At 67.6% G+C, this 789-nt stretch carries 1 protein-coding gene; it reads right to left on the reverse strand.

Features of this window, described 5'->3' with window-relative positions:
* The coding region (locus tag KHO33_RS41925; RefSeq protein WP_236074855.1) for a condensation domain-containing protein at positions 1-789 on the reverse strand (789 nt) is incomplete at both ends.

The following is a 789-nucleotide window of genomic DNA, read 5'->3' on the forward strand; positions in this document are numbered from 1 at the left end:
GTTTGTCGGTGTCGCTTCCGCAGCCGGCCACGCCACCACATCCGTGAGCCGCTGCTGCCACCAGCCCAGTTCCGCAAGCCGCTCCGCCTGCATGCCGTAGTCGTGCTGACGCATGCTCCACACGCTGAACGGTGTGCTACGCGCGCCCAGTGCAATCACCTCGCCACGCTCCGCCTGCGCATACGCCTGCTGCAGTTCCTCCAGCAGGATGCGCCACGACACACCATCCACCGCCAGGTGGTGGATCGCCAGCAGCACGCGCTGGCCGTGTCGACCTACATCCAGATACGCCGCCTTCAGCAGCGGACCGTGCCGCAGGTCCAGTTGCTGCTGCACCCGCGTGCATGCATCGTGCAGTGCCTGCTCCCAGTCACCGCTGTCGCCGATTGTGATCTGTTCGACCAGAGGTTCCTGCGGCTGGGTCTGTACTGGTGCTACCCGCTGGGTCCAGCCGCGTGTCGAGGCTTCCCCCACCCGCGCAAACCTCAACCGCAGCGCATCGTGCCGCGCCACCAGCGCCTGCAACGCGCGCTCCAGCACCGCCACCTTCAGCCCCCCGCGCACCCGCAGCAGCACCGCCTGGTTCCAGTGCGACGGCGCCGCCTCAAACCGTTCGAAGAAACTCCGCTGGATCGGCGTCAGCGGGAGTGCTTCATGCAGTTCGGCCTGCTCCACCTGCTCCGCTCCGCCCAGCTCCACCGCCACACGCGCCTGCGCCTCGATCGTCGGATGATCGAACACCTGCTTCGGCGTGAGCTTCAGTCCCGCCTGACGCGCCTTCGCGATCAG

It is taken from the genome of Paraburkholderia nemoris (assembly GCF_905221015.1).
GTDB lineage: Bacteria > Pseudomonadota > Gammaproteobacteria > Burkholderiales > Burkholderiaceae > Paraburkholderia > Paraburkholderia nemoris.